At 62.1% G+C, this 22,880-nt stretch carries 20 protein-coding genes; 3 read left to right on the forward strand and 17 right to left on the reverse strand.

The features are described from left to right. Positions 1-34: 34 nt before the first annotated feature. From P6U25_RS23565 to P6U25_RS23580, 4 genes are read right to left on the reverse strand one after another with little or no spacing between them, the layout of a single operon-like run. Positions 35-1,561 carry an ABC transporter substrate-binding protein gene (locus tag P6U25_RS23565; RefSeq protein WP_407147157.1) on the reverse strand — a complete coding sequence of 509 codons (1,527 nt, stop codon included), beginning with the start codon at positions 1,559-1,561 and terminating at the stop codon, positions 35-37. A 48-nt stretch (positions 1,562-1,609) separates the two neighbouring features. Beyond that, positions 1,610-2,500 carry a carbohydrate ABC transporter permease gene (locus P6U25_RS23570; protein ID WP_407147158.1) on the reverse strand — a complete coding sequence of 297 codons (891 nt, stop codon included), beginning with the start codon at positions 2,498-2,500 and terminating at the stop codon, positions 1,610-1,612. Further along, the gene (locus P6U25_RS23575; protein ID WP_407147159.1) at positions 2,500-3,459 is read right to left on the reverse strand and encodes a carbohydrate ABC transporter permease; all 960 of its coding nucleotides are present in this window, start codon (positions 3,457-3,459) and stop codon (positions 2,500-2,502) included. The genes P6U25_RS23570 and P6U25_RS23575 overlap by 1 nt, the downstream gene beginning before the upstream one ends. A 49-nt stretch (positions 3,460-3,508) precedes the next feature. Continuing rightward, positions 3,509-4,546, reverse strand: a complete 1,038-nt coding sequence (locus P6U25_RS23580; RefSeq protein ID WP_407147160.1) for a sugar-binding transcriptional regulator — start codon at positions 4,544-4,546, stop codon at positions 3,509-3,511. 139 nt (positions 4,547-4,685) lie between these two features. Between P6U25_RS23580 and P6U25_RS23585 the strand changes: the two genes are divergently transcribed. The 3 genes from P6U25_RS23585 to P6U25_RS23595 are packed head-to-tail and all read left to right on the forward strand — an operon-like array spanning position 4,686 to position 7,456. Further along, positions 4,686-6,005, forward strand: a complete 1,320-nt coding sequence (locus tag P6U25_RS23585) for a sn-glycerol-1-phosphate dehydrogenase (protein WP_407152590.1) — start codon at positions 4,686-4,688, stop codon at positions 6,003-6,005. Between the two features lie 15 nt (positions 6,006-6,020). After that, positions 6,021-6,746: an SDR family oxidoreductase gene (locus tag P6U25_RS23590; protein WP_407147161.1), complete on the forward strand. Its 726-nt coding sequence runs from the start codon at positions 6,021-6,023 to the stop codon at positions 6,744-6,746. A gap of 32 nt (positions 6,747-6,778) precedes the next feature. Further along, the gene (locus P6U25_RS23595) at positions 6,779-7,456 is read left to right on the forward strand and encodes a class II aldolase/adducin family protein (RefSeq protein WP_407147162.1); all 678 of its coding nucleotides are present in this window, start codon (positions 6,779-6,781) and stop codon (positions 7,454-7,456) included. A gap of 63 nt (positions 7,457-7,519) precedes the next feature. Here the strand turns inward: P6U25_RS23595 and P6U25_RS23600 are convergent, their stop codons facing one another. From P6U25_RS23600 to P6U25_RS23660, 13 genes are all read right to left on the reverse strand, one after another. Then, the gene (locus tag P6U25_RS23600) at positions 7,520-9,811 is read right to left on the reverse strand and encodes a nitric oxide reductase activation protein NorD (RefSeq protein ID WP_407147163.1); all 2,292 of its coding nucleotides are present in this window, start codon (positions 9,809-9,811) and stop codon (positions 7,520-7,522) included. 15 nt (positions 9,812-9,826) lie between these two features. Continuing rightward, positions 9,827-10,639: a CbbQ/NirQ/NorQ/GpvN family protein gene (locus P6U25_RS23605; protein WP_407147164.1), complete on the reverse strand. Its 813-nt coding sequence runs from the start codon at positions 10,637-10,639 to the stop codon at positions 9,827-9,829. 48 nt (positions 10,640-10,687) lie between these two features. Then, on the reverse strand, positions 10,688-11,707 hold the full coding sequence (locus tag P6U25_RS23610; RefSeq protein ID WP_407147165.1) for an alpha/beta fold hydrolase: 1,020 nt from the start codon (positions 11,705-11,707) through the stop codon (positions 10,688-10,690). 103 nt (positions 11,708-11,810) lie between these two features. Next, positions 11,811-12,848, reverse strand: a complete 1,038-nt coding sequence (locus P6U25_RS23615; RefSeq protein ID WP_407147166.1) for an aliphatic amidase — start codon at positions 12,846-12,848, stop codon at positions 11,811-11,813. 36 nt (positions 12,849-12,884) lie between these two features. Next, on the reverse strand, positions 12,885-13,577 hold the full coding sequence (gene urtE, locus P6U25_RS23620) for an urea ABC transporter ATP-binding subunit UrtE (protein WP_407147167.1): 693 nt from the start codon (positions 13,575-13,577) through the stop codon (positions 12,885-12,887). Next, a complete protein-coding gene (gene urtD, locus P6U25_RS23625) occupies positions 13,570-14,322 on the reverse strand; it encodes an urea ABC transporter ATP-binding protein UrtD (RefSeq protein WP_407147168.1) in 753 nt (250 codons plus the stop codon). The genes urtE and urtD overlap by 8 nt, the downstream gene beginning before the upstream one ends. Then, positions 14,319-15,458 carry an urea ABC transporter permease subunit UrtC gene (gene urtC / locus P6U25_RS23630; protein ID WP_407147169.1) on the reverse strand — a complete coding sequence of 380 codons (1,140 nt, stop codon included), beginning with the start codon at positions 15,456-15,458 and terminating at the stop codon, positions 14,319-14,321. The genes urtD and urtC overlap by 4 nt, the downstream gene beginning before the upstream one ends. A 16-nt stretch (positions 15,459-15,474) precedes the next feature. After that, entirely contained in the window at positions 15,475-16,344 is an 870-nt protein-coding gene (gene urtB / locus P6U25_RS23635) for an urea ABC transporter permease subunit UrtB (protein WP_407147170.1), read from the reverse strand. A 137-nt stretch (positions 16,345-16,481) separates the two neighbouring features. After that, positions 16,482-17,690, reverse strand: a complete 1,209-nt coding sequence (locus P6U25_RS23640) for a transporter substrate-binding domain-containing protein (protein WP_407147171.1) — start codon at positions 17,688-17,690, stop codon at positions 16,482-16,484. Between the two features lie 171 nt (positions 17,691-17,861). Then, the gene (locus P6U25_RS23645) at positions 17,862-18,503 is read right to left on the reverse strand and encodes an ANTAR domain-containing response regulator (protein ID WP_407147172.1); all 642 of its coding nucleotides are present in this window, start codon (positions 18,501-18,503) and stop codon (positions 17,862-17,864) included. Further along, positions 18,500-19,654, reverse strand: coding sequence for a transporter substrate-binding domain-containing protein (locus P6U25_RS23650; protein ID WP_407147173.1), 1,155 nt, complete (start codon positions 19,652-19,654; stop codon positions 18,500-18,502). The genes P6U25_RS23645 and P6U25_RS23650 overlap by 4 nt, the downstream gene beginning before the upstream one ends. Before the next feature lie 476 nt (positions 19,655-20,130). After that, on the reverse strand, positions 20,131-21,081 hold the full coding sequence (locus P6U25_RS23655; RefSeq protein ID WP_407147174.1) for an alpha/beta hydrolase: 951 nt from the start codon (positions 21,079-21,081) through the stop codon (positions 20,131-20,133). 11 nt (positions 21,082-21,092) lie between these two features. Then, positions 21,093-22,865 (reverse strand): CocE/NonD family hydrolase, encoded by a 1,773-nt coding sequence (locus P6U25_RS23660; RefSeq protein WP_407147175.1) that lies wholly within the window; start codon positions 22,863-22,865, stop codon positions 21,093-21,095. Between the last annotated feature and the right edge of the window lie 15 nt (positions 22,866-22,880).

Consider the following 22,880-nt stretch of genomic DNA (forward strand, 5'->3'; position numbering starts at 1 on the left):
TCAGCCGCCTTCGCGAACTCTTGCTCTGCGGGCCCTACAGCAGGCCAGCATCCTTCACCTTGGCATCGATATCCTTTGCGAGCGCATCCATGCACTTCTGAGGATCGCCGCCATACGCCTGCCCGGTGAGCAGCTTGCCGAGTTCCGTGGGAATCTCGTTGGTCGACAGACCGGCCCACAACGCCATGTGCGGCTCCGTGGCCATCGCGTTGTCGATGACCCACTTCACCGTTTCGAGATGCCGTGTCGTACCCGGGCCGACCTTGGCCTTGGCCTTGACACGCGGATCGGCAAACGAGGAGTTCCGCATCGGCGCGAAGCCGCCAAGCAGCGTGCAGCGTGTCATGATCTCCTTGCAGCAGCCCCACTGCATGAAGATCCACGCCGCTTCCTTGTTCTTGGAATATTTCGACAGCGAGATGCACGAGCCGCCCTGATGGCCGAGATTCGGCTGCTCGTTGAAGCCGGCATCGGATGGCGATCGCAACTTCTTCGCGGTCAGCGGCTTGGCCGGCTCCCACAGGCCCTTGACCTTGGAGTCGTCGGCATCGAGACCGGGGAAGAATTCATCCCAGCTCTGCACCAGCGCCACCTGGCCCGAGTGCATCATCTCGAATTGGCCGTCCCAGGTCGATGCCGTCGAGTTCGGCGGCGAGACCTTCAAGAGCTCCTGGTACCATTTCAATCCGGCAATGCCCTGCTCGTCATTGCCCGAGAATTTCTTGTTCTTGTTGAAGATCGAGCCGCCATGGCCCCACACCGCCTGGCTCCAGTCGCATTCCAACGAATAGTGCCCGGACTTCGCCTGCAAGCCGGTGCCGAACACGCCGTTGCCCTTCTCGGCCTCGGAGATCTGCCTGGCCGCCGCGAGGAAGTCTTCGTAGGTGGTCGGCACCGCGATCTTGTGCTTCTCGAGGATGTCCTTGCGGTACATCAGCGTAAAGATCGGGATGTCGAACGGAATGCCCATCCATTGCCCCTCGACCTGGGCGACATTCTTGACGAGCGGCTTCGAGAAATCGTCCCAATCGAAATCGGGCATCGCGAGTTCAGGCTTGTCCTTGTAGTAGGCTACCGGGTCGACGCAATCGGGCTGGAACATCGAGATCCACGACTGGTCAAGGTAGTAGAGGTCGTAAGAGCCGAGTTGGCCCTGCACGTCCTGTGTCGCCTTGGCGAGCACCTGCTCGAGCGGCACGATCTCGACCTCGACCTCGATGCCGGTCGGATCGGTAAACTCCTTCTTGATCTGGTTCAGCACCACGGACGGCGGCGTCGATTCGGTCGAGTAGCGGATCTTGGCGCCCTTGAACTTGCTGCCGACTTCCTTCAGCCATTTGGCTTGGTTGTCGGGCAGGCCTTCGGCAAACGCCTCGGTGCCGAGCATGCTTCCTCTGCGCAGCCCGCGCGGATTGCCAAGCATGCCCAAGCTGAAGGCTGAAAAGCCGACGCCGGCCAATCCCATCTTGCGCAGGAATTCGCGCTTGGAGATTTGCCGGTTGGTATAGGCGTTCGCCGTGTCGATGATGAAGGTCTGCTGATCGAACTTTTTGAAACTCATTGCTACTCCTCCCGATGTTTTGTTGACTTGTAGTCCCGGTTCGTATGCCTACTCCTTGAGAGATCCGAGGGTCAGGCCGCGCACAAGCTGCTTCTGGACGAGCAAGATGAATATGAAGCTCGGGATCACGGCCGTCGTGCCAAGGGCAGCGATGAAGCCCCATTCCGATCCTGTCGAGGTGACAAAGGTCGTGATCTTGACCGGCAGCGTTCGGATCGAATTGGTCAGGAACAGCGACAACAAGAATTCCGTCCACGAAAAGATGAAACAAAGCACGGCGGTGGCCGCGACGCCGCCCTTCACCATCGGCAGAACGACGCGCCAGAAGATCTGCAACCGCGAGGCGCCGTCGATCATAGCGGCCTCGTCGACGTCGACGGGAACGTCATCGTAGAACGATTTCATCAAGAGCACGGCGATCGGCAGGTTGATCAGCGTATCCACGAGGATCAGGCCGAGCCGCGTATCGAGCAGCGACATGTAGTGAAACATGAAGACGACAGGCACGATGATCGCGATCGGCGGCATGAAACGCTGCGACAGAATCCAGTTCAGATAGGCCTGCCGCCAGCGGAACCGCATCCGGGACAATGCATAAGACGCGATCACCGCCAGCAGCACCGTCAACGCGGTGGCTCCCACCGCGATGATCAGCGAGTCGATGATGGTTTGGCGGCTGTCATAGGAACTCGCGCCTCCGACGCCGAACGTATTGCCGGATTCGATCGCAAGCTCCGCCCGCGACTTACCGAGCATCGTCACGGCATAATTCACCAACGTCGGTTTGAAGTTGAACCAGACGATTTCGTCCTTGTTGAAGATCGCGGACGTGGGCTTGAACGATGTCAGCGCCCACCAGAACAGCGGAAACATGAATATGCCGACCACGAGCACCGCGGCCACGTCACGCAATCGCTTCTGCCAAAACGTTTCTTGCATCAGAACCGCACCTTGAACAGCTTGATGAAGATGCTTGAGGTGATGATCACCAGCAGCAGCGTGAACAGCGAAATGGTCGAGGCGTAGGGAAAGTCCGCGTTCTTGAAATAGATCGTTCCGGCGTAGGAGGTCAGCGTCTCGGTGGCGGTGCCCGGTCCGCTGTCCGTCATGACCTTCACGTAATCATAGATACGGAACAGATCGACTCCGCGGATCAAAACGGCGAGCGCGATGATCCTGGAGAGCATCGGCAAGGTCAGGCGGAAAAAGGCCTGGCTCGGGGTTGCTCCATCGATCGCCGCAGCCTCGAAGGGCTCCTTCGGCAAGGCGCGCAACCCGGCGAGCATGATCAGCACCATGAAGGGCGTCCACTGCCAGATGTCGGCCAGCAGAATGCCGGCCAGCGCCGAACCGCTGGAGGCGAGGATCGGATACTGCGGCGGCCAAAGTCCGAGCGATACCAGGCCCATGCTCAACACGCCGAAGGACCCGTCCAGCATCAGCAAGAACATCATGCCGGTGACCGCGGGCGGCACCACCAGCGGCAGCGTCATCAGCGCCCGGAGCAATCCGTAACCCTTCCGATCGCTGTCGAGCAGCAGCGCGATGGCGAGACCAAGGCAAAGTTCGATCAGCAGAGCTGTGATCGTGTAAAGATACGTGTGGCCGATCGCACCCCATACCCGTTCATCGGCAATCAACTTCCCCCAATTCCAGCTTGGGTTGAAGACGTTCATGCGGGTGATGGGATTGCGCTTGAAGAACGAAAGCCACAGCGCATACAGAAGCGGATAGACACCGAACGCCAGCAGCAGCGCGGTGATCGGCGCCAGCCACGGGAACGGATGTTCCGAGGTCAGAAACCGCGGCCAGACACTGCGCCGCGGCGTGCCCGGTAACGACACATCGACAGCCAGACTCTGCACATGCTGCGCAACAATTGACGTTTCCTCGCGCATCGCTCTCTCTCGGCGCCGGGCTCTGTCGGCCCGGTTCGCTGTCTCGATTTCAGGGCCGGCGTGATACTCCGGATCGGTGAGACCGGGCCGCGCGCGGCACCAGCGCTTTCGCTGTTGCCACGTCCGTCACCAGTATCGTTGCATAATTATTGTTGAGCGCAGCATAAACCGCATCGATCTTGTCGCTGCCGCCGGCGATGCAGATGCGTTCCGGCACCTTGGCGATCTCGTCGAGGGTGAGGCCGATCATCTGGTTGTCGAGCGCACCCAGGATCGGCTTTCCCTCCCTGTCGATGAAGCGTCCGCTCACCACACCGACGGCGCCGCGCGCCAGATACGGCGCGATCTTCTCCGGCGTCATGTAGCCGCTGCGCATCGCGGTGCCGGCATCGTCGACGCTACCGACACCGAACAGCACCTTGTTGCTCGACTGGATAATCTTGAAGGTCTCAACGAGCGCCGGCTCCTGCATGAACAGACGCTTGATCTGGGCGGTGGAGACGATGCCGGGTGCATGCAGGTTGACGCAGCGCGCGCCAAGCCGGTTGGCAATGTTGGAGGTGCACAGCTCGGGCGAAAACTCCGTGGTTCCGATCGAGCAGCCGGTGATCTGAGCAACGGTCACGCCGGGAAGCTTCATTTCAGGCAACGACGCCGACAACGCCTGCACCGTGCGGCCCCAGGAAACGCCCAAGACATCATCGGGCTGCAGCCGCTCGATCAGGAGCCGCGCGCCCGCCATGCCGATCCGTTCGTGCACCGGCAAACGACCGCCGTCATCAGGCACAACGAGGCAGCTCGTGAGCCCGTACGCATCGGCCAGCTCGCGCGCAAGACCAATGGACTGCAGGTGCCGCGACGAGACCGCAATCGTGACGATGTTGCGGTCGCGCGCCTCTTGCAGGAAGTTCACCACCGAGGCGCGGGAGACGCCGAGCTGATCGGCGACCTCTTCCTGCGTCATGCCCTCTTCGTAATAGAGCCACGCCGCCCACACGACTGGATCGCTGTCGAACTCCGCCGGAATCGACAGCGCCCTGCGCTTGATCCGCGACGGCGTCACTTGGCGTTGCAGCGTTCTGGTCATCAGCGATCCGGCCTCAGCCACGACTTCACAAAATGCATGCCGTGTTGACAATTGTCAATCAGCTCGGCAAATTGTTAATACGATTTGTCAAATGTCACCATCTGGGCGCGACGCCGATGACGCAGCGCGGGATTTGCCGATGCCAAAACACAATTGGACCGCGCTGATCGATGATCTGGTGGCAGGGCGCTGGATCAATCCGCTCACCGGCGCGCCGGTCAAGGTGCCCTACGATTCCATCGTGATCGAAGACAGCCTCGACGGCCGTGAGGCCGAGTTGGTCGCGTCCTTGAAGCTGGGACATCGACCTGCCGTCGTCGCCGACCAGGCAACCTATGAAGCGATGGGCGCTCGCATCGCCAAGGCCCTGCGCGAACTCGGTCCGATCGAAACCATTGTGTTGGATCATCCTCACGCCGACATGGCCGAGGTTCGCAGCCTTGCGGAAAGGCTGCGCGGATTCGACGCCGTCGTCGCCGTCGGATCTGGCACTGTCAACGATCTCTGCAAGTATGTCACGGGTTTGGACGGCCGGCGCTATTGCGTCTTTGCCACCGCAGCCTCGATGAACGGCTACACCTCATCCACGGCTTCGCTGACACTCGACAGCGGCTTGAAGGTGTCCCTGCCCTCGCACACGCCAGCCGGCTTCTTCGTGGACCTCAAGGTGTCCGCCGCGGCGCCGCCCCACCTCGCCGCCTCCGGTTTCGCGGACTGCCTGGCCCGTTCGGTCGCGCAGACCGATTGGTGGATGTCGCATCGGTTGTTGGGAACGGCTTATTTCCAGGAGCCGTACACGATCCAAGCCGCCGATGAGGTGGAGCTCAACAAGCGTGCCGGGAATCTGCCCAAAGGCGACATCGAGGCGATGGGGTATCTCTATCGCGTGCTCACCCTGTGCGGGCTCGGCATTTCCTTCACCGGGGTTTCGCACCATGGCTCGATGGGCGAGCACCAGATTTCGCACTACATCGATTGCTTTGCAGGCGAACGGCATCCGGGCAGCCTGCACGGCCAGCAGGTGGGCATCGCGTCATTGACCATGGCACGGCTGCAGCAGCAGATGCTCGCCGCCGACCGGCCGCTCTCGGTTCGCGCGACGAACATTGATGTCGCCGACATGAAGCGCCGTTTCGGCGACGAGGTCGCTTCCCAATGCGTGGCTGAGTTGAAGCAGAAGGCTTTCGACCATGAGGGAGCCGGCGCATTCAACCACAAGCTCGAGACTACGTGGTCGGAGCTTCGCCGCGAGCTCGCCGCCTTCACGATTCCGGTCGACGAGATGAAGCGGCTGTTGTCGGCCGCGGGCGGCCCCACGACCGCCGCCGAGCTTGGCGTGCCCGTGGATTTCTATCGCGAAGCCATCGTGCATTGTCGGGAGATGCGCAACCGCTTTTCGTTCCTCGACATTGCGGCGGACGCCGGAACGCTGGAGGCATTTGCGCAAGGCGAACTTTGATAGGAGGGCTGTGACATGACTGCGAAACCGTTGGTGGCCGTGACGGGTGCCAGCTCGGGTATTGGAGAAGCGACCGCCCGCGCCTTCTCGGCGGCCGGCCACCCAGTTCTGCTAATGGCTCGCCGGATCGAACGGCTCAATGCCATGCGGCTACCCAATTCGATTTCCCGCCAAGTGGATGTGCGTGATCGCGCTGCGCTAGCCGCGGCCGTGCGGGACGCCGAAGCACAATTCGGCCCGGTCGACATGATGTTCGCCAATGCCGGCGTTGCCCGGCTGGCAGATATCGGCAAGCAGGACCCGGCCGACTGGGATGAAATGATCGCTATCAACATCAATGGCGTCATGAACAGCGTCCATGCCGTGATGTCCGGCATGATGGAGCGTCGTCACGGTACGCTCGTGATGATGAGCTCGATCGCGGGACGCAAGGTCTATCCCGACCACACCGTCTACTGCGGCACCAAATTCTTCGTGCACGGCGTCTCCGAGAGCCTGCGCGAGTACCTCTCCAGTTACGACGTCCGCGTCCTCGTCATCTCGCCCGGCATCATCGAAACCGAAGTACTCGACGGCGTGAAGGATCCCGGCACCCTCGCCAACTACAAGGCAAACAAGGCGGCCATCGGCGGCGGCATCGGGGCCGAGCATGTCGCCAAGCTGATTCTCGATGCCTACAACCTTCCGCAAAATGCGCTGGTGCAGGAGATCTGCATCACGCCGACCCGACAGAAATATTGAGCGCGGCCGACGCCGATTTCCAGGAGCCCATCATGACCGACACCGAACTTCAGTTGCGCGAGGCCATCATTGCGAAATGCCGCTGGATGAATGCCACCGGGCTGAACCAGGGAACGTCCGGCAACATCTCGGCGCGCCATGGCAACACAATGCTGATTTCGCCATCCGCAACGCCTTACGAGTCGCTCACTCCCGACATGATCGCGGCAATGCCGATCGACGGAGAATACGGATCATGGAAGGGCCCGCTCAAGCCCTCCACCGAATGGCGGTTCCATCTCGACATCATGAAGGCACGGCCGGATGTCGGGGGGATCGTCCACACCCACTCGACCTACGCCACCGTGCTGGCGATCGCGCGTAAGGAAATCCCGGCCTGCCACTACATGATGGCGGCGTTCGGCGGCATGAACGTCCGTGTCGCCGGCTATGCGAGGTTTGGCACCAAGGAGCTGTCCGAGTACGCGCTCACCGCACTCGAGGGTCGAACCGCCTGCCTGCTCGCCAATCACGGCATGATCGCCACGGGCGCATCGCTGGACAAGGCGATGTGGCTGGCGGTCGAACTCGAGACGATTGCCCGGCAGTACTATCTCTCGCTGGCGATCGGTGGGCCGGTGCTGCTGAACGAGGCAGAAATCAGCGAGACCGCCGCGGCATTCGGCAGCTACGGCGTGCAGGATCCGCCCGCCGGGAATTCGCGGGCCTAGTACCGATGGGAGCATGACGCGATCGGCTGGATCGGCGCCTCATTGAGATGAGCGGGTAACCGCTTATTTCTTCAATTCGGCATACAGTTGCATCACCCGGTGCGGCAGCACCTCGATCCGCGGTACATGCAGCGCGTAGCGCTCTCCGAAGATCCGATCGAGCTGAGCAAGCCTGCCGCCGCCCATGCCGAACGCGAAGATGTCGATGCCACGCCGCCGCAACTGCTGGGCGGCACGACGGGCGTCTTCTGCAAGATATCGCGGGTCCGGCGCATCGACGTCAGAAGGTTCGCCATCGGTCAGCACCAGCAACACCCTTCGGAATGCGCGGCGCCCCGTAAGATAGCTGCCTGCATGGCGCAGCGCTGGACCGAGTCGCGTTGAATGGCTGCTGCCAAGTCCCGCGAGCCGTGAACGCACTACCGTGTCCATCGGCTCGTCGAAGTCCTTGATATGCAGGTAGCGTACACGTTCACGGCCATCGGAATTAAATCCGTGGACAGCGATCGCGTCATTGGCGGCCTCCACCGCCGCCGTCATGATCGCGGCCGTCTTGCACTCGACGTCGAGAACGGTTCGGCCCGAACGGTCGCGATCGGCGGTGGACTGCGACAGATCCATCAGCAGCAGAACGGCGAGATCGCGCGGGCCCGGTGCATCGCGCTGGTAGACCCTCGGCTCGCTGAGGTAACCGGACCGCCGCTCGACGGTCAGCGCGATCGCGGCATCGATGTCGAGCGCGTCGCCGTCGCGTTGAGCTTTGTGGCGGAGGCGGCGGCCGATCGACGCATCGCGGGTCAACCTCGTGACCCTGCGCATCGCGTCCGTATCCGCAGGGAGATCGAAGGGTTTTGCGGACGCGCCGGCATCCGCTTCGAGAATGGTGGTCCAGTCCGCCCGCTCGATGCCGGCCGCGTAGTCCCACTCCGGATAGGTTGCAACCGGAAGACCGTCGAGTAGCGTCACGGCGCTTGCCCGCGCACGCAGCGTCTCTTCGGGCTTCGCGCTGTCGTCCGCGGAACGGCCACCCGCGTCTTCGCGTCGTTCGATTCGCACGGAATCGACGGCGAGCTCGATCGTCTCGGTCTCGGCATCGGGCAGGTCGCCGAAATCCCACAGGGCCAGATTGTCGTCGCGATAGGCGGGCTCGACGACATAGCTCTTGGGGTTGAACTGCAGCCGCATCTGTCCGATGTCGTTGCCCAGCAGTCCGCCGATCTCGCGGCTGATCGAGGGATCGGTCCAGCGCTCCGACGCCGTGGCAAACAGCGTTCGTCCCTTGACCACCCAGGCGTCGGAATCCTGGTAATCTGGATCGATCAGTGCCCGCGACAGCCGCGTCATCAGGCCCACCGCGGTTGCCTGGTCAGATCGCGCGGCGACGTGAAATGGCAGCCACAGCCGGCGCAAACCAGGCATTTCCCGTAATGCCAGGGCCTCGACCCTGGCATCCTCGATCAGCGAGACCAGCGCGAGTTGCAGCGCCTTCAGCCGCCCGACCGGAAATCGGACCGTGGAATGAACCAGATGGGCGCCGGCATGCGCGACCGCCGCGAGATAGATCGCATCGGCGCGCTCACCCTCGAAGCCGGCAAAGCTTTCCGGCAGCCCGATCAAGCCTGCGGCGAGCGAGGTTCGCTGCGGCGCCGACGTTGTCGCCATCGGCAGCTTGCGGAAACGCGGCCGTCTGCCCCACAGCGCTACCGTCGTTGCCGCGAGGCGCTTTTCCAGCCGCGCAAGATCGTCGCTTGTTCGGCCGAGCGCAAACAGCCGCTTTGACAGCGCATCGTCGAGCGCGAAATAGGCACGCCGCCGCGCGGCGCGACCGCCGCTCGCGCGCAAGCCGGCGGAAACCCAAGCCGCGAAATCCTCGGCACTAGCATGTGCGAGCAATTGCTCCAGCCGGTTGACAGCGAGGCCCACCGATTCCGGCCCCTCCTCGGAAAGTCGGCGGAGAGCATCAAGAACGACCGTCAGCTCTCCAGCGCCTGCGAGCCGCGGCAGAACCTTTGAAAGCTCGACCAACAAGGCGTGAGCGACACGGCTTCCGGTGTTGCAGCCGATGTCACGGACAGCACGTCCGATCGCAATCAGATCTTCGACCGATGGTTGCGCCGGCCATTGCTCCGACAGACGAAGAAAGACGAGGACTACGGCCTCACCGAGATTGGCCTCAAACAGACCATGCACGGTCTCATCCCAGAGCGCGAGACGATTGGGCGGTTCGGAACGGCTCTGCAACGCCATCCGCGCCGCCTGCACGGCTGAGCCCACATCGTCGTGGCCGCGCAACAGCGACGCTAGCCTGCGGCCGGACCGGAAACTCTCAAGCGAACTGATGTGCGCGACCGCCACCCGCCAACTTCCATTCTACGCGCAGGCCGAAATCACGTCCCGCAACGTGTTCCTGGTATCCGTATCATCGGTCAAGGGAACGACGATTGTGGTCTCGCAGGCCTTTTCGAGGCTGATGCCATATCCGATCAGGCGTCCCGCGTTGACCAGCATCCGGGTCGACGCACCCTCGTCGAGGCCTTGGCCTTTCAGGTTGCGGCTGTGCAGCGCGATCTTCACCAGCAGGTCGGCAATCTTCGGATCGATGTCGGCTTCCCGCGAAACCACCTCGACCTCGGCCGAGCGACCCGGATAGCCGAAATCAAGCGCCGCGAAGCGTTGCTTGGTGGATTCCTTGAGGTCCTTGATCGCGCTTTGGTAGCCGGGATTGTAGGAAATCACGAGTTGGAAATCGGAATGGGCGTGGATCAGTTCGCCGCGCTTCTCCAGCGGCAGGACGCGACGATCATCGGTCAGGGGATGGATGACGACTGTCGTGTCCTGGCGCGCCTCGACGATCTCATCCAGATAGCAGATCGCGCCCAACCGCACCGCGGTTGTCAGCGGTCCATCGCTCCACACGGTACCCTGGGCATCAAGCAGCCAACGCCCAACCAGATCAGCCGCGGTCATGTCCTCGTGGCAGGCCACCGTGATGAGCGGACGGCCAAGCCGCCATGCCATGTACTCGATGAAGCGCGTCTTGCCGCAGCCGGTGGGCCCTTTCAGCATCACCGGCATGCGGCTCGCATAGGCCGCGCCGAACAATTCGACCTCGTCCCGGAGGGGCCGGTAATACGGCTCATCCGGAATGCGGTACTGGTCAAGCAGCAAGGCGGGATTGGACAACCTCACGTCCCCCATGTTAGCGCAGCAATCCTTGGCGAGCGATCGACCTCAAGATGCGAGCAGTTCCCTCAGCTTGCCATCGATGAAGGCCACATCGACCGGATTCGTCCCCGGCCCGCCTGCGAAATGCCCCCAGATCGACGGCACCGGCACGAGCTCGGCGTTCGGCATGTTGGCAACCTCGAACTTGCTGTCCTCCGGCGGGAAATAGAGATCGGTCTGCCCCGGCATGACAAAGGCCTTGGCCTTGATCGCGCCAAGCGCCGCCTTGAAATCGCGGTTGTAGATCTCGTTGTCGCTGATGTCGCCATTCTGCCAGGTCCACAGCATGGTCAGCAGGTTGTTGGCATCCTTCGGCAGGAAGAAGCCCTCCCAAAAGGCCACCAGAAAATCCTCCAGCGAGGAATAGCCCAGCGTCTTGATGTCCAGTTGCTCGCGATAGAAGGCCTGCGAGAAACCCCAGCCGGCATAGACGCGCGCGGCAGCGCGCAGGCCGCGAGCCGGCTTGTCGGTGTACCAGCCTTCCTTCCAGGCCGCATCCGCGGTCAGCGCCGCTTTGACGCCTTCAAGAAACACGAAATTGTGGCGCGAGCACTTGGCCGAGCCGCAGAACGGCGCAAGCAGGTCCATCATGTCAGGATAGAGTGCGCCCCAATGGAAGGTCTGCAGCGCCCCCATCGACCACCCGACCACCAGGCGGATGTGCTTGATACCGAACTTCTCGGTCATCAGCCGATGCTGAGCACGCACGTTGTCGTACGCCGTCACTTGCGGAAAGCGCGGGCCGTTATATGGCTCCGGCGTATTGCTCGGCGACGACGACAGGCCGTTGCCGAACATGTTGGGGATGATGATGAAGTATTTTGCGGGATCGAGCGCCCTGCCCGGACCGATCAGCCATTCGTTGTCGTAGTGCTGGCCGGAATACCAGGTCGGGTAGACGATCACGTTATCTTTGGCCGCATTGAGCTGACCGAAGGTCTTGTAGGCAAGCTTGCAATCGCGAATGGTCGCGCCCCGCTGCAAGGTCACGTTTCCGAGGTCGTAGATCTGATAGTCGATGCTCATGGATGCACCTCTTGCTGTTCTTGTTTCGCCACCGGCGGGTGGTCCACCCGTTCGGCGGGGCGTCGGCGCGAAACGCCGCGCCGACGCCGATCGCCAATATCGATCAGCGATGCGCGACCTTCTGGTTCGGAATGCCCTCGATCGGACATTCATCGGTGCCGACGGTCGGACGGGTCATGGCTTCGACCATTTCCCGCGTGCCTTCGGGGTCGGTGATCCAGTTCTTGTAGAAGGTGTAGGGACACACGGCGTGGCCGCGATTGCCGTCCCCGGAGTTGATGAGACCAGTATACCCGCGGTGCATCAGCTTGAAGAGATGGTTCTGCGACTGCATGTTGCGGCGTGCGTCACGGATCAGCGATACCGAGAGCTGCGCATACTGGATGCCATTCTCCTCGGTGCCGCACTCGCCCAGCGTCCGGCCGTCGAAGCCGATGATCGCCGAATGACCGAAATAGGAGTAGACGCCATCGAAACCTGAGGCGTTGGCGACCGCCACGTAGCAGTTGTTCGCCCACGCCATCGACTTCGAAATCTGGATCTGCTGCTCCTTGGCCGGATACATGTAGCCTTGGCAGCGAACGATCAGTTCGGCGCCGCGCATCGCGCAATCCCGCCAGATCTCCGGATAGTTGCCGTCGTCGCAAATGATCAGACTGATCTTCAGACCTTTCGGCCCTTCCGAGACATAAGTGCAATCGCCGGGATACCAACCCTCGATCGGCACCCATGGCATGATCTTGCGATACTTTTGGACGATCTCGCCCTTGTCGTTCATCAAGATCAGCGTGTTATACGGCGCCTTGTTGGGGTGTTCCTCGTGCCGCTCGCCGGTCAGTGAAAATATGCCCCAGACCCGCGCCTTGCGGCAGGCGTCGGCGAAGATCCGCGTCTCCTCTCCCGGCACCGCCGACGCCGTCTCGTACATCTCCTTGGAGTCGTACATGATGCCGTGCGTCGAGTATTCCGGGAAGATCACGAGGTCCATGCCCGGCAGACCGAGCTTCATGCCCTCAACCATCTTGGCGATGTTGCGCGCATTATCCAGCACCTCGGCCTTGGTGTGCAGGCGCGGCATTTTATAGTTGACCACGGCAACGCCGACCGTGTCCTTGCTGCTCGATATGTCTCCATGCAACATGTGCTCGACTCCCTTTCAAGTGGACGATGGTGCCCGCTACACCGCCATGTGTAGCTGGATGAGATCTTCGGTCAGTTCCTCGATCGCGCCTTTGGCAACGACGCGTCCTTTTTCCAGCAGCGCGAAGCGATGGGATGCGCGCCGCGCGAATGCGACGTTCTGCTCGACCAGTACAACGGTGATTCCACGCTCGCGATTGAGCTTGACAATGACGTCCTCGATCTGCTCGACGATGTTCGGCTGGATGCCTTCGGTAGGCTCGTCCAGCAGGATGACCTTGGGCTGAGCGAGCAGCGCACGGGCGATTGCGAGCTGCTGCTGCTGGCCGCCTGAGAGATTGCCGCCGTAGCGACCTAGAAACTCCTTCAGCACCGGAAACAGCTCGAGCACCCACTCCTCGATGCCGTTCGCCGACTTCGCAGCAAACGTGCCGAGCGTCAGATTCTCCCGCACGGTGAAGCGCGGCAGGATACCGCGCCCTTGCGGCACATAGGCGATACCGGCTTTGGCGCGCTGGTGGGTTCGCAAGCTTGAAATGTCGGCGCCGTCGAGCGAAAGCCGTCCGGTCACGCGATCCATGAGGCCGAGGATGCTCCGCATCAGGGTGGTCTTGCCGACGCCGTTGCGGCCAAGCACCGACAGGAATTCGCCGGAGCCGACCATCAGATTGATGCCCTGCAAGGCCCGGCTGTTTCCATAGAAGGCGTCGACGTCGGTCAGCTCAAGCATTGCTGATGCCTCCCGATCCGAGATAGGCCCGCCGCACGTCCGGATGCGCCTCGACTTCCGCCGCGGTCCCTTCCGCCAACATCTGCCCCATATGCATCACCGAAATGATGTCCCCGATGGCCTTCACGAAGCCCATATCGTGCTCGACCACGATCAGCGTGTGCTTGCCCTTCAATCGCGCGAACATCTCCGCGGTCTTGCGGGTTTCCTGGGCGGTCATGCCGGCCGTGGGCTCGTCCATCAGGATCAGCTCGGCATCCTGCGCGACCAGCATCCCGATTTCCAACCATTGGGTCTGACCATGCGACAGATAGGCGGCTGGCCGGTCGAGCCGCTCGGTGAGCCCGACCAGCTCCGCGAGACGTTCGACGTGCTCGCGCCCCGTGTTGCGGACGTCCCACCGCAGATTGTCAAACACGCCGGTGCGCCTGGCCCGCGCCACCTCAAGGTTCTCTCTGACCGTGAGATCGCGGAATACGCTCGGAACCTGGAACTTGCGGCCGACACCGGCGCGGGCGATCTCGTATTCCTCGAGATCCTGCAGCGCAGTGCCGGCAAACGTCACCGTGCCGGCGCTCGGCTTGATCTTGCCGCAGATGATATCCAGCGCCGTGGTCTTGCCCGCGCCGTTGGGTCCGATCAGACAGCGCAGCTCACCCTTGCGCACGCTCATGTTGAGCGCATTGAGCGCCTTGAAGCCGTTGAAGCTGACGGAGACGTCGCGAAGATCGAGATGGGAGGTCATGTGCTGCCCTCCGTCTGGCTGACGCCCTGTGGCACGTCCCGCTCCGCGACTTGCCGACGCTGAACGATCCAGCGCCAGACGTTCTGGGCGAGACCAGCGAGTCCCTTCGGCAGGAACAACACCACCAGCACGAACAGCGCGCCCATCACCAGCGTCCAGGTTTCCAGGAACGCTGCGGATTCCGAAAGCGCTCCCTGCATGCCCGCCACCAGTACGGCACCGAGAAACGCGCCAACCAGACTTTGCCGCCCACCGACCGCGCACCACACGACAACCGACAGCGAGAGCTGCACGCCGAGGAACGTCGGCGAAGCAAATTCCATCACCACCGTGTAGAGCATGCCCGCGAGCCCGGCGATCGCCGCCGACAGCGCGAACACGAAAATCTGGTAGAGCGCAACGTCGTAGCCGAAATAACGCACCCTGCTCTCGTGGTCGCGGATCGCCTGCACGATCAGGCCAGCCCTCGACTTCGTGAAGGCAAAGGCCACTAGCAAACTGAGCATCACGCTTCCCGCGACGAGATAGTAAGTCGCACGGCCATAGGCATCGAAGGCGACGCCGAAGATTTCGAGCTGGGCCAGATCGGTGATGCCGTTGAAGCCACCGGTGTAGCTCTGCTGATCGATGATCACGAGATTGATGACCACCATTGTCGCAAGCGTGACGATCGAGACATAGACGCCGGTCACGCGGCCTCGGAACATGAACCAGCCGAGCGCCGCCGCCACCAGCGCTGGCACGATCAGACCCGCGGCGATCGCGAAGGTCAGCGATCGAAACGGCTCCCAGAACCAGGGCAACTGCTGGACGTTGTTCCAGACCATGAAGTCCGGCAGGCCGCCCGCGCCCGTGTGCACCGGGACGGTCTTGAGCTTCAAGGCCATTGCCATGGCGTACGAGCCGAGGCCAAAGCTCATGGCCTGGCCGAGGTTGAGTATCCCGCCGAATCCCCAGGACAATCCCAGCGACACCGTGAGGATGCCGAGCACCAGGTAGCGCGCGACCTTGTTGAGCAGGAAATCATTGTTGAGCAGCACCGGCAGCGCGAACACCAGCGCGCAGACGACAAGCAGCGGCGCAAGTTGCACCGTGAGGCGCTGCAATCCGTTGGACGTGGAAGGGTTCAATGACATCGATAGGCAATCTGTCTCAAGTTCGCACACGCGCGGTGAAAAGCCCTTCGGGGCGGAAGCGGATCAGCACGACGATCGCGAGCAGCACCATCGCTTTGGCAACCGTATCGTTCTGAAGGAAGGCGATGGCGCCGGAGAGCTCACCGAGGATGAAGGCGCTCGCCACGGTCCCAGCAAGGCTCTGCACGCCGCCGAGCACGACCACCATGAAGGCGTCGACCACGTAACCGGTGCCCATGTCGGGCGACACGCTCTTGAGCGGTGACACCAGCGCGCCGGCGAGCCCCGCCAGCCCTGCGCCATAGGCGAAAGTCAGGGCATAGACGCGCTTGGCGTTGATGCCGAACGAGGCCGCGACCGAACGGTCCTGGATGATGGCGCGCAGCTTCATACCGACAGGAGTCCGGTTCATGAGCAACCAGGTCGCCGCGAACAGCGCGATCGCCACCACGAACAGGAAGACCCGATAGGACGACACCGACAGGCCAAACACATTCATGCTGTCGGACAACGCCGGCGGAAGCTGCACGTAGCGCAACTCGCTGCCCACCGTCAGCCGCACCGCCTGCTGCAACATGATGCCGACGCCCCACGTCGCGAGGATCGTATCGAGCGGACGGTTGTTGAGCAGGCTCAGGATGTAGCGTTCGATGACCCAGCCGAACGCCGCGACCACGAGGAAGATCGGAACGAGGCTCGCCAGCAGGCCGAGCCCGAGATAGGTGTGCAATACCCAGGCCGCGTAAGCACCGAGCATCACGAACTCGCCGTGCGCAAGGTTGATGATGCCCATCGAGCCGTAGATGATCGATAGGCCCATCGCGACGAGCAGCAGGATCGATCCGATGCTGAGGCCTGTGATGATCTGTTCGATTAGTTGGTCCACGCCAGGATCCGCTTTTCTAAAGTTCATTTCTCGCCGCAACGTCCGCGCAGCGCCGCCCGGGAGCCGCGCTCGTTTGCTCGAGGCTGGAGGCCAGCCGCCGGCGCGAACGCCGACGGCCAGCAGCAGCCCCCGTGGTGTCAACTCTTCTCGACCAGGCCCTTGTCGGTGCAGACCTGACCGGGATAGGCGGCGTAAGGCAGCGGCTTCAGCCACTCCTTCGCTTCGACAAGAATCTCGAACTGACCGTTGGACCTCGCCTGAGCGATCTTTGGCCACAGCCAGGTATGCAAGTTCTCCGGCTCGATCTGCACCTTGCCCTGCGGTGCGATCGTTTCCTGCCCCTTGACTGCATCGCGGATGTTCGGTGGCGTGAGATCGCTGGTCGCCAGCTTCTCCACCGCTTGCCTGAACAGGTGGACCTGGAAGTAGCAGGCCTCCGACACGAAATGCGTGACCTTGTCGGCGCCCCATCGCTTCTTGTAGGCCTCGACGAACTTCTCGTTCTCCGGCGACTTGTGGACCATGAAGTATGGTGCCGAGGTGAAGTGACCAGCGGCGGCATCGCCGCCCATCGCCGCCACCTCGTTCTCCGAGGTCGTCAAACTCGCCATCGGCATCTTCTCCGGATCGAGCCCGGCAGCGCGATACTGGCGATGCAGCGCGACCACGGAATCCCCGACCACGGTCGAGAAGATCACGTTTGGCTGCGTCGAGCGGATCTTGTTGATGACGGAGGAGAACTCGGAATGGCCGAGGGGAACGTATTCTTCAGCGACGACCTCGCCGCCGTGCTTCTCCAACAGCTTCTTGCAGTAGTTATTCTCTTCCTTCGGATAGATGTAGTTGGAGCCGATCAGGTAGAACTTCTTGCCGAACTTCTTGATCAGCCAGGGCACGAATTCGTCCTGCTGCTGGTTCGGCACCGCGCCGGTGTAGATCACGTTCTTGGAGCACTCGCGGCCCTCATAGAGGGTCGGATACCAGTAGAGATTGTTCTGCCGCTCGAAGACCGGCAGAACCGCCTTGCGGCTCGCGGACGTATAGGAGCCGAATACGCTGACGCACTTGTCGCCGACGACGAGCTTGCGCGCCTTTTCGGAGAAGGTGGCTGGATCGGAGGCAGGGTCCTCGACGATCGGCACGACCTTGCTGCCCTTGATGCCGCCGGTGGCGTTGATCTCCTCGATTGCAAGCAGTGTCGCCTTATTGAGCGATTCCTCGATGATCGCAGTCGTTCCCGTCAGCGAGAACAGCACGCCGACCTTGATCTCGCCACCAGCGGCATTGGCGAGATCGGCGTTCTTGATCCAGATGTGCGGAAATCCGGCGCCGGCGAAAGCGCCCAAAGCCGCAGTATTCCTCAGCAAAGTCCGCCTTGAAATGCTCATCCCTAGCTCCCTTCAGGACACTGAAAAAACAAAAAGCCCTCCCGATGCGCGCTCACGCGAGCATTGGGAGGGCTTTGTTGCCGGTTGTGTCGATGGCGGCGCTGTCGCCGCCGGCCCCGCTATTGGGGCTTACTGTTGATGATCGTAGCCAAGCAGTTCGAACGAGTCAACAATCGCCGCGGCGACGGCGCTCGCTGACACCCGACGATCCATCGCCTGCCGCCGGATGAAGCCATAAGCTTCGGTTTCCGGCATCTGCCGCGTCGCCATCAGGATCGCCTTGGCGCGCTCGACCGTGCGCATCGAGCGCAGATTATCATCAAGCTTCTCGATCTTGCTGCGTAGGCGCCGTTCGTAGCCGAACTGGCTACGGGCGAGCACAAGGCTGGACAACACTGCGTTCGGCGTGAATGGCCGGGGCAGGATCGCGTTGGGGGTCGCATGACAGAGCGCGTCGGCGTGAATGGCTTCCGTCGCCGGTAGGATGACGACCAGCGCCGACCGTGCATCGCCGGGAATCCACGGCAAGCGACGCGCCAGATCCGGCGCGTATTCGCAGTACACGACGTCGGCGTCCGCCGGAACGCTCTCCGGCATCGGCCACACCTGTCGGACTCGCATCCTGAAGCGCTGCAATTCGCGCAGCAGCATACCGACCTGATCATCGACCGGGGCGACCACCACCGCCGACAAATCCGCAAGCTCCTGCACCATGGTCCTGCGGCCGGCCATGTCCCGGCTGACCGACGGCTTACGCGACATTTCGTTCATTGGACGCTTCCTGTTTGCGTTGCGCGACCGTATCCGATCAGGAACGGATCCGCATGCACCGGCTCTTTTGACTGAGTGAGAACGTCGAACTGGCCCTGGCGGTTGGCCCGCCCGATGCGAGTCCACAGATCGGTATGCCCCGACATCGGGTTGACGGTGACCGCGCCTTGCGGCGCGTCGAAGCTGGTGCCGAACACCATCGAGCGGAGCACTTCGGTATCCAGCGTGTTCACCTGCTCGAGTGCCTTCGCAAACAGATGGAGCTGAAAGTAGGACGCTTCGGCACACATGTTGGTCGAGATATCCCCACCGAAACGCTTCTTGAAGCGCTGCACAAACACATTGTTGGCGCTGCCCTCGACGCCCTGAAAGTAGGATGCCGCCGTGATGTGCCCCTGGCCGACGTCGAATCCCATCGCCGCGATCTCGGCTTCCGTGGTGGTCAGGCTGGCGATCGGCATCTGCTTCGGATCAAGCCCGACATTCGCGTAGGCTTGATAGAGGAACACCGTGCCCTCGCCCACGACGGTCGAAAAGATCACATCGGGCCGGACCCGCTTGATATCCTGAATGATCGGCAGGAAATCCTGCCAGCGCGCGCGAACATTGACGTAGCGTTCCCCGACCACCGAGCCGCCATTGGCCTTGAGCAATTCGCGCATCACACGGTTGGACTCGCGCGGATAGATGTAATCCGAGCCGACGAAGTAGAACCGCGTCCCGAACGTATCCATTAGGTAACGGCACAGCGCGAGGCTGTTCTGGTTGGGCGACGCGCCGGTGTAAATGACGTTGGGCGAGGCCTCGAAGCCTTCGTAGAGCGTCGGGTACCACAGCAAGCCGTTCAACCGTTCGACGACCGGCAGCACGGCCTTGCGGCTTGACGAAGTGTAGCAGCCGAAGATCGTGCTGACCTGGTCCTCGACCATCAGCCGCTTCGCGTAGTGACCATAGGCCGCCGAATCCGAACCGGGGTCATAGGCGACCGGCACCAGCTCTCGGCCGCAGACCCCGCCAGCGTCATTCACCTCCTCGATCGCGAGCTGCGTCCCCTGGAATTGGGTCTCCTCGATCACCGACATGAAGCCGGTTCGCGAGAACAACACACCAATCCGCCACGGAGCGGACGTCGTTTGCGAAAGGTTCGACATGATCAAGCCCTCGACTTAGCGGGAGGGACGAGAGTGATTGTTGTTCTTGTTGCTCTCGAACAGGATTGCCGGCCGCGGACAATTGCATGTCATCTTCCGCCAGACAAGGACCCAAACAACTAATGTTGCCAACGAAACCGACGCGCAATGGGGACCGAACGAAAAATAGGCAACGACAACATTGTTGCCGCATCGCGTGACGAACGAACTATCGCAAGTAGACGCGCGAGTGATTACCCGCGCCGATAGCATATCGCGACCGCAAAACAGACTTTATACGGCAAGCCGCAGATGCCGCTCGCCTTCGGCGCTGCGGGCTGCACGACCTCTTGCGCGGTGCGTCCGGCGCGAGCGGAAGCCTGCCCAAGTGCAAGTCATGCGAGCAGCCCATTTGCTGCAATACTGTTCATTTCCGAACCTGCTGCCAGGCTTCCTTCAACGGGCCGCGCGCGAGCCGGCCAGTGCCCAGCCGCGCCTCAGGCAGACTTCGCCTTCGCGAGCACGGCGTTCAGGATCGGACTTCCCGCCTCCGTGAATTCGTTCAGGATATCGAAATGCCCCCATCGCGGCAGGGTGTGGACCTCGGGCGTCAGACCGCTTCGATGAAGATGGTGCGAGTAGCGGTAGGTCTGCTCGATCCAATGCCATGGCTCGAGACCGCCGACGAAGAGCGTTGACGGGCATTTGACAAAGACCTGCCGACGTTCGACATCGCGCCGCACCGCGATCTCCTCGGTCAAACGAACCTCGGCATTGACGCTGGTCCCCATCACTGGACGCGGATCGTAGATGCCGCTGATCATGACGGCGCCGATCAGGAAGGCTGGATCCGCGTCAGCCTCCACCCAATTATGGGCCAGGCACTCGGCGACGAGATGGGCGCCGGCCGAGTGCCCGGACAGGCTGATCCGGCGCGGGTCACCGCCGAAATGACCTGCTTCACGCCGGGTCCAGTCGACGGCCGCGATAGCCGACTCCGCCACGCCGTCGAGGGTCGAGGCTGGGCAGAGCTCGTAGTTGACGATGACCGTGGTGATGCCGGCCGCCACCAGCGGCGCGGCGACAAACGCAAAGTTCTCCTTGTCCTGGGTACGCCAATAGCCGCCATGGATGAAGACGTGAACAGGAGCAGGTTTGCCACTGCGCGCGGCTGGATAGACATCCACCTTGCGCAACGGGTGATCGCCATAGGCCTGATCCGCGAGGCGCACCAGGCCCGTCAATGCCTTGGTATTGATTGCCGTCCGGCCCGCCTGAGCATCCCCAAAATTGGGAAATGCGGCCTGCGGATTGTACTGAAATTCGTGCTCGGCCGGCGTGAGTGACGACCAGAATGGCTGTCTAGCGGACATAGGACCCTTTGCTGCTCGGTAGCGATATCGCCCCTTCAATTCAATCGGAACACCGATCTGCGGTGTCAGCGACACCTGCTCGCCGTCTACGTCGTGCCCTCACACATTTGCAAGGGCAATTCCAGTCTGGACGCGCTGGCCCCTCCCCGCAAAATCTTCAGAAGCGGCGGACGCCCATGCGGCACCTGTCCGCAATGATCATCGTCGGCGCCGGCGATCGACAGGCGAATGCGGCTTCCGGCAGAAAAGCGCCACGCGACAGGCAACAGCGGAATACGGATGCGTTCGATGACGCCGGGATCAAGCGGCGCGGCATCGGCGCGCGTGAAGCTCCGGAACGGCCAAGTGGTGCGATAGGTCTCGGGCGCGCCCCGCTCCTTCCGATGCAGCGCTCGTAGCAAGCCCTCGGTGACGTAGCGCTCGCTGCCGTCGGCCTCGACTTCGGTCAGATAGACGAACAACGCGGCGTCGCGCTCGCTTGAGGAGAGCCAGAGATCGACGAGACCATGACCGGCAAGTTCGCCAGCCGTCTCAAGCGGCTCCGACGTGTAGCTCAGCATCTTCTCGGTACGGCCCTGCCAATCCGCGTAATACTGGCGGCTGTCAATGCCGGCGATGCGCTCATAACGGGTTTCGGTGCCGGTGCCCAGGGTGAAGTCGACCTGGTAGCGATCCTCGCCTGCCGAGGATGCGATCTTTGCAAGGCGACCGTCGGACGCAAGGAAGAAACTCTGCTGTGCCGTGATCGGCGGCCAACTCTCCGCCACGCGCCATTGTTCTGCGTGAACTGCGAAGTAGTGGATAGGAGCTTCTTCGTGTAGTCCGGTGTCGAGCCCCATCAGATAGGTATCGAAGAAGCGCAGCAGCTCTCCGAGCAACGGAAAGTCCGGTTCGATAGCCCGCCGCCACGGTGAGACGTCGATGCGCGCGCCGTGGTCCCACGGACCGAGCAGGAGATGGCGAGGATTGTCCTTCTTGGTCAGGTAGCGCGAGATCGCGCCGTTCATGTAGCCCGCGCCATCGAGCCAGCCGGACACCGAGAGAATGGCAACATCGGGATGCATCTCATGCGCGACGGAATAGGGGCTGATCGAGGCCGAGGTGAATTCGGGGTCGTATGGCAGCCCCTCCTCGCGAAATCGAAATTCCGCCATGAAGTCGGTTTGCCTGAAATTGTTGAGGTGCTCCTTGATCGCCGCGGTCACGAGCGCGCCTTCCGGGTCTCCGTCGACGGGTTGCGGACCTTCGAAATCCGGATTGCTGAAGTACGAGAACTGCTTGAGGATATCGCGCCGGTCGTGGTCGAGCCCGATCATCAGTTCGTCATAGATCCTGGTCAGCGACTTGAGCTGAATGCCGCCGGGAAAGTAATTGTCGGCATAGGTATCCCAGACCGAGGAAATCGGCGCGATCGCCTTCACGGCGCGATGGCCGGTGGAGGCCAGAAAGTCGGCCGCCGCGCCGAGATAGGAAATGCCGGTCGCGCCGATCGTCCCGTCGGACCAGGGCTGCGCCACGATCCAGTCGGCGATCTCGCGGCTGTCGTCGCGCTCCCGCGGCGAACGGAAAGCATCGCGCGTGCCGAAACTGGCGCCGGTGCCGCGCACGTCAACGACTACGACCGCGTAGCCGCGCGGCACGAAGAAGTCGCGAAATTTTCCAGTGTTCGGGTTCGCCTCGCCTACGCCACCCGGCCGCAGCTTGAATCGCCGATAGTAGGGCGTGAAGAAGACAAGGGTCGGAAAGGTGTTCTCGACCGCTGTGGTGGCAGACTGCGGGATATAGACATCGACCGCCAGCCGACAACCGCCGCGCATCGTGACATATTGCGAGTACGGCGCTGCGAGTTGAAAGCTCACCTGGCGTTGCGCCAA

The sequence above is a fragment of the Bradyrhizobium sp. ORS 86 genome (genome assembly GCF_045571475.1).
Classification (GTDB): Bacteria; Pseudomonadota; Alphaproteobacteria; order Rhizobiales; family Xanthobacteraceae; genus Bradyrhizobium.

What these genes read in the sequence shown, in the direction of transcription:
- P6U25_RS23565 (WP_407147157.1), bottom strand. Translation starts at nt 1,561, where the DNA reads ATGAGTTTCAAAAAGTTCGATCAGCAGACCTTCATCATCGACACGGCG.
- P6U25_RS23580 (WP_407147160.1), bottom strand. Translation starts at nt 4,546, where the DNA reads ATGACCAGAACGCTGCAACGCCAAGTGACGCCGTCGCGGATCAAGCGC.
- P6U25_RS23595 (WP_407147162.1), top strand. Translation starts at nt 6,779, where the DNA reads ATGACCGACACCGAACTTCAGTTGCGCGAGGCCATCATTGCGAAATGC.
- P6U25_RS23575 (WP_407147159.1), bottom strand. Translation starts at nt 3,459, where the DNA reads ATGCGCGAGGAAACGTCAATTGTTGCGCAGCATGTGCAGAGTCTGGCT.
- P6U25_RS23645 (WP_407147172.1), bottom strand. Translation starts at nt 18,503, where the DNA reads ATGAACGAAATGTCGCGTAAGCCGTCGGTCAGCCGGGACATGGCCGGC.
- P6U25_RS23615 (WP_407147166.1), bottom strand. Translation starts at nt 12,848, where the DNA reads ATGTTGCATGGAGACATATCGAGCAGCAAGGACACGGTCGGCGTTGCC.
- P6U25_RS23590 (WP_407147161.1), top strand. Translation starts at nt 6,021, where the DNA reads ATGACTGCGAAACCGTTGGTGGCCGTGACGGGTGCCAGCTCGGGTATT.
- P6U25_RS23650 (WP_407147173.1), bottom strand. Translation starts at nt 19,654, where the DNA reads ATGTCGAACCTTTCGCAAACGACGTCCGCTCCGTGGCGGATTGGTGTG.
- P6U25_RS23610 (WP_407147165.1), bottom strand. Translation starts at nt 11,707, where the DNA reads ATGAGCATCGACTATCAGATCTACGACCTCGGAAACGTGACCTTGCAG.
- urtC (WP_407147169.1), bottom strand. Translation starts at nt 15,458, where the DNA reads ATGTCATTGAACCCTTCCACGTCCAACGGATTGCAGCGCCTCACGGTG.
- urtD (WP_407147168.1), bottom strand. Translation starts at nt 14,322, where the DNA reads ATGACCTCCCATCTCGATCTTCGCGACGTCTCCGTCAGCTTCAACGGC.
- P6U25_RS23585 (WP_407152590.1), top strand. Translation starts at nt 4,686, where the DNA reads ATGCCAAAACACAATTGGACCGCGCTGATCGATGATCTGGTGGCAGGG.
- urtE (WP_407147167.1), bottom strand. Translation starts at nt 13,577, where the DNA reads ATGCTTGAGCTGACCGACGTCGACGCCTTCTATGGAAACAGCCGGGCC.
- P6U25_RS23570 (WP_407147158.1), bottom strand. Translation starts at nt 2,500, where the DNA reads ATGCAAGAAACGTTTTGGCAGAAGCGATTGCGTGACGTGGCCGCGGTG.